Source organism: Porphyromonas somerae DSM 23386, from assembly GCF_000372405.1.
GTDB classification, from domain to species: Bacteria; Bacteroidota; Bacteroidia; order Bacteroidales; family Porphyromonadaceae; genus Porphyromonas_A; species Porphyromonas_A somerae.
Genome location: NZ_AQVC01000067.1, coordinates 1 through 6893, shown reverse-complemented (window position 1 = coordinate 6893; position 6893 = coordinate 1). Strand labels below are relative to the sequence as shown.

3 protein-coding genes are annotated in these 6893 nt (G+C 48.9%); all 3 read right to left on the bottom strand.

Annotated features, from left to right (window positions below; genetic code table 11):
• Nucleotides 1-689: 689 nt before the first annotated feature.
• Nucleotides 690-3911 carry a type ISP restriction/modification enzyme gene (locus A3GK_RS0109710; protein ID WP_026161840.1) on the bottom strand — a complete coding sequence of 1074 codons (3222 nt, stop codon included), beginning with the start codon at nucleotides 3909-3911 and terminating at the stop codon, nucleotides 690-692.
• 1144 nt (nucleotides 3912-5055) lie between these two features.
• Nucleotides 5056-5541 carry a hypothetical protein gene (locus A3GK_RS0109700; RefSeq protein ID WP_018029256.1) on the bottom strand — a complete coding sequence of 162 codons (486 nt, stop codon included), beginning with the start codon at nucleotides 5539-5541 and terminating at the stop codon, nucleotides 5056-5058.
• A gap of 130 nt (nucleotides 5542-5671) precedes the next feature.
• Nucleotides 5672-6442 (bottom strand): hypothetical protein, encoded by a 771-nt coding sequence (locus A3GK_RS0109695; protein WP_018029255.1) that lies wholly within the window; start codon nucleotides 6440-6442, stop codon nucleotides 5672-5674.
• Between the last annotated feature and the right edge of the window lie 451 nt (nucleotides 6443-6893).

The window sequence follows — 6893 nt, the reverse complement described above, 5'->3', positions numbered from 1 at the left end:
CCCCCTCCGACACGGGGGCTAGGATCCGTCGGACCTCTCCGAGGTCCTTAGTAGCTTCTCTAATACAACCTTCTATACTATGACTGTAACTTAAGTTTCTAAAACCCCTGTCAGGGTTACGCATTAGAAAGGTTTGTGTAGCATTTATTGGAGAGCCAAAGAGGAAGGGCCTCGCAGAGGTCCGTGTTAAATAGGCACAGGTCGGAGGGGCGTTAGCCCCGAACGACCTGTGTATAAGAGCGTATTTTCCACCTCAATGACCCCGGTTGAGGGGTCAGACCTAGATAAGGGTGTCCGACCCCTCAGCCGGGGTCGTAAGGGTGTTTTGCACATCGCTATACACAGGTCTTCGGCACTACGTGCCTTGACCTGTGCCTATTTAACACGGATCCCTCAGCTGGGGTCTTTTTTTGGGGAGGGGGCGATAGCTTATCGGACGAGTCGGACGCCCGCCCTGATGCACCCGCCAGGGTGCTACTCAGATAGCCCCCGGTCAAGGCTCGCAGAGCCGAAGACCGGCGGGAAAGGTGTTGGGTTTTATCAATCGACCCTTGTGGTCGCACTTGGATAGGCTTGTGCGACCACAAGGGTCGATTATGTATACCGTGCCTTTTTTTCCCGCCGGTCGTTCGGGGGCGTTGCCCCCTCCGACGCGGGGGCTAGCTGAATGGCACCCTGTCGGGTGCTTTTTAGGGAAGGGGGAGCTGGGAGAGCTCGGATTGGAGGGCGATGGTGGTGGCGAGGGCGTGGACGATGCGTTGGTAGTGGGTGATATCGTCAAAGGAGAGGGTGGTATTGCGTCGGTCCTTCAGCCACTTCTGTGCAGGCTGGTAGCCACCGATGTAGTAGTTCCATACCTCTTCCGGCACATTACCGAAGTACTGCTCCTTATTGATCCACACCTTGCCCTCCGCCCACTTCTGCTGGCTGACACTATTGTCGCCCACCTCTGGATAGGTGACCCCTGTCCGCTCCGGCTGCTCCTCCATCAGGTGAAGCCTACGCAGTTGCCCACCGATCGCCTTGTACTGGTCGAAGCAGGCAGCACTATCGGGGTAAGGGATGCGGGGGAAGTCCACCTTGAGGAATTCGAAGTAACGCTCCCGATACTCAGGGTGATAGAGCAGACCGTATATATAATCGAGTAGGTCAATGGGGGCAAAGGTGCCCTCCTCCCCCGTCACCTCTGGCACAAACCGACGCCCAATCGCCTCGGCTATCTTCGCCACAATCCCCTCATCAAGGTTCGGAACCCTCGTCCCGCCCTCCTCACTGAAGTACCCCTCGTCGCTGTAGAGGTAGAGAGGAAAGACATAAGAACGCTCGCTGGTGGCAGAAGAAATGGTGCCATTATCTATAATACCTTTTGAAACCAGGGCATGTTGGAATATTCTTGTGGATAACATCCGTGTTGTACATAAGCCTACATTATCACCTTTGATAAAATGCTGCATAATGTCCCACCTTGGATTAGTATATAACCCTTTGTTGACACCTGTGTAGAATGTGTATTTTATGTCAAAGGGACGATATGCGATTTTAGAGAGCTTACCATTGTTTGGATAATTCTGTAGTAAATCTTTACGGGCATAGGACACTTTCCAATCTCGAACATCTTTTCGTAAGTTGAAGTATTCTCTTGCCTGCTCATCATCAAGAGAAAGGAACTTATCAATTGTATCTAGAACTTCTTGAGCACTATTTTTTATAGTGAAGTGATCTCTAGCTGTTACAATACCTGTATTATTGTCTCTCATTAAATCAGCTACCGAAAAGCCTTGTTCATACTCCTCCCGTCCGCTTTCGTCTTTCGGCACAAAGAAGTAGTTGGGGTCATTGGGAAGTACCTCTTGATACATACTAGGATCAAAGGCATGTGAGGTGAGCCAGTCGAACTTCTCTTGTCTCAATCCATAGAGATCACTATGGTAGACTTTGGCGAGGGCACCCTTCTTTTTCTTACCATCTTTTATAAAGAGGTTGATGCTGACACCCTGCATGATATCAAAGACATTCTCATCTTTGCCCCCATCGGGTGTGGTCTCTTTCTTACGGGCATTGCCATGGAGGTCGAGTACGTAGATTTCGTCGAAGGACTCAAGGAGGTGCCACCGCATCCCTCGGAAGGTAGGATTATCAAGGTAGCCGTGGGGATTGATGTAGGCGAGGATACCAGTGCCATTCTTACGGATCATATACTCTCCGTAGCGGAGAAACTTTACGTAGTCGTCATTGAGCCACTTAGAGTTACGTTCGTTCAGTCGCTCCTTGCCACCTGGCTCCTTTTTATAGGCTTCCATCAGTTCGCCGATCCAGGCTCCTTGGTTGGCGCTTTCTCCCGAATAGGGAGGATTGCCCATCACCACCATCACGGGGGTATCACGCTTGATGCGATTGGCCTCGAGTGCCTCATTGGAGAGGAGGGTATTGAGCCATAGGGTGCCGGTATCGGGGTGTGCCTCTTCGAGCGAATTGGTGAGGAAGATGCGGAAGCGCTCGGCGTGGCTCTCGGGGGTGCGGTAACCGGTATTCTGCAGCACCATATCGAGCTTTAGGTGGGCGATGGCGTAGCTCGCCATCATCAGCTCAAAGCCATTGAGCCGTGGGATAAGGTGTTCCTGCACGTAGCCTTGCCATAGCCCTTGCTGCTCTTGGAACTTGGTGTGTATCTGTCGGATCGCTTCGGCGAGGAAGGTACCGGTGCCTGTGGCGGGGTCGAGCACCTGCACTTGGTGGTAGGGCACTTGCACCTTGCGTTTGCCACCACGGAGCTGGTCGGCTCGCTCTTGCTCTACAGTGATCTTGGTGGGGTCGGCGAGCCCTTTGGAGAGACCGAAGTGGCTCTGTAAGATGCGGTCGACTGCCCCGACGATGTATTGTACCACCGGCTGAGGGGTGTACCAGACGCCGCGGTCTTTGCGGAGCTGGCGGTCGTAGATGGCGAGGAAGTCTTCGTAGAAGTGGATGATTGGGTCGTCGGACCAATCGGCACGGTCGAAGTCGCCGAGGATCTTCTTGAGGTCGCAGCTCTTGAAGATCTCTACCAGCTCATCGAGTACCCAGAGGATACGTGGATCCACGTCGGGGCCTGCGATATGCCCGAAGAGGCGACGTAGGAAGGGGTTGGTGCGGGGGATGAGTTCGGCCGCCTCCTGCCGTGAGAAGTTCTCGAGGGAGGGGTCATTGAAGCGGGCGGCAAATAGTCCGTAAGTGACGGTCTGTGCGTAGACGTCGCTGAAGTCGCGGGGTGGCATATCCTCTATCAGTAGGGAGCGGAAGGAGGCGAGCTGCTGTAGGAGGTCGCTGGTGTACATCTGCCCCTGCTGCTCGGCCTGCTCGGCACGGCGGAGGTCTTCGGTGAGTGCCTGCTCCATCACATCGCACATGAGCCACGCTTTGCGTGCCATGAGCTGTGCCAATTGGGTGGCGGAGGTGATGGTGACGCCTTGGTGCTCGGCAAAGGCTTTGATCATCTCTTGGAACTGTCCGAAGTTGAGCTCAATCGGCTTCGCCTTGCGGTCGGCGGTAAGGGTGGCGATGGAGACCTCCATCACCAGTTCGCCATCGCGGTAGTAGAGGAAGCGGAGGTAGTCGGTGAAGATGATATTTTGGAGCGAGCTCTTGTAGCGGTCAAATTGCTCCTTATTACCCCCTTTGAGCTGATACCCTTCGAGGTCACGATCACCAATGTCTTTGGTCTCGATATAGCCGATGGGTCGCCCGGCGCAGGTAAAGGTGAAGTCGGGTCGACCGATGTTGTTGGTGCCTTGTGCCTCCTCGGTGATGGCGATCTCCTTGGGGAGGAGTTGGCGGAGGAGCACTTGGAAGTCGGTGCGGTAGCTCATCTCGGTCTGCCCACCTGCTTGTAGGCGCTTGGTGATCTCTCGTAGGTAGTTGCGTATCTCGTTCATAATTGAGTATTGGTTTGAGTCGTTACCAAAGATAACCATTTTCGGGTAGATGGTCGCCATTTGTGGGGGTGAGGGTCAGGGGTTACGCATTAGAAAGGTCTAACCGTGACTGACCTCCCCTTGTGGGAGGTCATTAATAATTACTCAACACTTTATTAGCAGTTGGGGTAATCAGTTGGGATCAGCTTGGGAAGGACAAAACGACCGCTTGCGGTCGGACAACTTGTTCTAAGACGCATCATTTCCTCTCAATGTGTCTACACTTTCAGGAATAGGGGAGACGGAGTGTCTACACATTCAGGAACGCGATGATATACCGACCTCATATTCCGTATGCGTGCGGAACGCATTCCGTAGCCCTGCGGAATCCACTCCGCACGCATACGGAATATAGGGTTGATACAAGAAGAGATTGTTGAAGAAACGGGCGATACCACTTAGAGTAAGGAACCTCTGCCTAGGTCCGTGCTCATTGACCCCGATGAATGCCTCACAGCAAGAGCATTCTAGAGGGATAAGCCCAAGATTCCACAAGCTGTATGAGGGGTAAAAAAGAAGGGTGAGATTTCTTGCGATTTCTCACCCTTTGTCATTAGAAATTAATATCTTTAAACAGTGCAGGAATATACATAGTTAGAGAAAAACTATTAGGATATGGAAATGGAAAGAAGCAGCAAGGGCAGAAGAATAAAATGTATGATTGGCTCTTTATGTGTCATATTAATAGCATTTAGCTGTGTTGATAAAAAGAATAGATATGGCATAGAGTTTAATGACCAAAGGAGTATTATACAGTTACCTCTATTGGATTCCTCTTGGGAATACTCTCCCTCCTATACAGAGAATGTTGCACGAAGTGCCATTCTCGCACATTTGAAACAAATGTGCTGAGACTTTGCACGAAGGATGAGATGCAAGGCGCTGAGGATGAGGCCGAAGGGAGCGTACTCACGTACGTGACCGAGGCCCGAATTCCGAAAGCAACGCAGCAGATCGCCTTCGTGCAACAGTCTCAAAACGACCGCTTGCGGTCGGACGGATCCTACCCCCCGCATCGGAGGGCGAAGCCCGAACGACCGGGGGAAACACGGCAACTTCCCCCAACCCCTACGACCTCCCCTCGCGGGAGGTCGGACAACCTTATCTAGGCCTGACCCCCTCGGTCGGGATCATCGAGGTAGGTAATATGCTTTTGTACACAGGTCTTTCGGGGATGACAGAGTTCCACTTTTGTTATGATAGCAAAAGGATGTATAAAACTATATGGTTGCTTTATCCCTTCAAAAAAGAGAATTCTCATCCTTATCCTCTCACCATAGGAAATTCTCCTAGTGTCGCACTCGTTTTTTATACTGATATAATAATTCTGACCCTTATAAACAAACGAAACTGAACTCTTGGGGATCTCTTTTATCTCTTTTTTTATCGCAGAAGCTATCCCTAGCGTATCTCCATCCAAAGGGTTTCTGCCTATCCCTTGAAATATACATTCTATTTCTCGCTCACATTTTCCATCTATATAGGTTATATGGCTATACAGGCTACTATCTGGTAGGCACTGAGCATCCATCTTACAAGAGAGTAATATGACAAATACCAATAAAATGGTTTTTGATAAAATAGTTTTCATCTGCGTCCTTTTCTTCTATTAAAAGTTGATGCCACGAACATTGCCGAGTTGTAACTTCTTACGCTGTAGAGTCTCCTGATAGGTATAGGTGAGGTGATAGCTGGCACAAGTTTTTATTTACAGAAAAGATTTATCTGAAATTCAAACATTCTTCTATGCTTAAACCATCAGTCATCCTTTCTTTTCCAAAATTCGTAAATTCAATCGATGATATTTTGTGATTATCTATTGTCAAAAGAAGCATTGTGAAGTCGCCAAGACCTTTTTGGTAACCTACCCCCATCTTTTTATTTACAAAATTTGAACGAACGGCCATTGGGTGTATTATAGCAATATGCTTATATTTCGACAAACAATTTAGAAAGGAACTGTTATTGAGTTCTGTATCCTTTATTAAGGAGTCTATTGTCATTCCCTCCTTTATAACCATATCAATTGCAAGGTCACTTCTTAATATACCCTTGGACAACTGATAGCAAGCAGATTTTATGGGAGCCTTTTCGTAAAGAATCGTATCCGACAAAGATGTTGCCCAAAATCCCATGGGGACTTCATCATCAAAATCCAGTTGATATCCCTTATATATTTGCCTAGCCCTCTTCTTGGTTGCTATAGAACAAATGTTATTATTAAAGAATCGAGAGTCATCGGATACAATAGTCAAGGTATCCCCCATATCTAACACAAGGAAAATTCTATTTTCTACATTTCCTTTCTTAACCTCCCCACTCGAATTCTCCTTCGGCCAAAGTCGAATGCCATAATATGCTACATTACTCTGAGAATAATTTGTTGATATGGAATCAATTGGATGATACATGCTGTTTTGAGAAGACCCCACGCAACAGGAATCAACAAGAAAAAGAAGTTGTAATAAGATTATTGACAAAATATTTTTCATAAAGGAATAGCTACAATGTAGCTTCATTATGTGTTATGTGCTTGGTGGTAATAAATATCATACAAGCATATACTATTTAGTTCTAGACTTTAAACTGGTAGGCTCCTGTCAAGTCACGCCCCGTGAGTTCTTGCTGTCCAAAATCCTCCTAATTGCAGGAGGGGTATCGCAAATGTACGAAACTAAATCGTTGAGACCAAATCTTTTGCTGGCGTCATCTCTGGGGTAATCCCAGTACCGACAGGGGTTACGCATTAGAAAGTTCTTACCGTATACTTTTTAACAGGATGTCTATAAGTAAGGACCTCGGCAGAGGTCCGTGCTAAATAGGCACAGGTCAAGGCACGCAGTGCCGTAGACCTGTGTATAAAGAGGTACCACACACCCTTGCGACCCCGGCCGAGGGGTCGGACAACCCTATCTCTAGGTCTGACCCCTCAGCCGGGGTCAA

Coding starts and splice junctions, on each gene's coding strand:
- A3GK_RS0109695 (WP_018029255.1), bottom strand. CDS start 6,442: ATGAAAAATATTTTGTCAATAATCTTATTACAACTTCTTTTTCTTGTT.
- A3GK_RS0109700 (WP_018029256.1), bottom strand. CDS start 5,541: ATGAAAACTATTTTATCAAAAACCATTTTATTGGTATTTGTCATATTA.
- A3GK_RS0109710 (WP_026161840.1), bottom strand. CDS start 3,911: ATGAACGAGATACGCAACTACCTACGAGAGATCACCAAGCGCCTACAA.